The organism is Rhodococcus aetherivorans (assembly GCF_011058165.1).
Taxonomy (GTDB): Bacteria; Actinomycetota; Actinomycetes; order Mycobacteriales; family Mycobacteriaceae; genus Rhodococcus; species Rhodococcus aetherivorans.
On record NZ_JAALEG010000214.1, the window covers coordinates 1 to 543 of the forward strand.

A 543-nucleotide genomic window follows, 5' to 3' on the forward strand; every position below is an offset into this window, starting at 1 on the left:
GAGACAGAGGCCGGCGGCGCCACCCGAGGCGACCGCCGTGTGCAGTTGTTGCTCGGTGATCGGTACGGCGTGCACCGCCCCGTCGGCGCCGGGCCCGTCGGCGAGGGTGGTCAGGGCTGCGGCGGTGGTCGGTCCGGCGCCGTCTCCGAGGGCGTCGGCGCCGAGCGCGAGCGCACCGACGGCGGAGGTGGCTGCGGGGGAGGCGGCCTGTTCGGCGGTCAGGGGACCGGTTCCGGCGTCGGTGGCTGCGGCAGCGACGGCCTCGAGGGCGGGAGTGGTGGCGTCGGCGTCGGTGCCGGTGGGTAGGGCCAGGCGGAGGCCGGCCCAGCCGTCGAGGCCCAGGCCGGCGAGGGTGCTGCCGTCGGACTGGAGGGAGGGCAGCTGGCGCCATCCGGTGCCGGCGGTGCTGAGGGCGCGCTCGAGCTCGGCCGGGACGGCCAGCACGACCGGGGAGGTGGCGAGGGAGCGGGTCTGGCCGTCGAGGGCCTGTGCCGCGCGCGCGGTGGCGTCGCTGCTGAAAGGGACCCAGAGTGCGGGTGGGGG

Annotated in this window: 1 pseudogene; it reads right to left on the reverse strand. The window is 78.1% G+C overall.

The window, feature by feature from the left end:
• A pseudogene (locus G6039_RS30210) lies at positions 1-543 on the reverse strand (hypothetical protein); the annotation flags it as partial.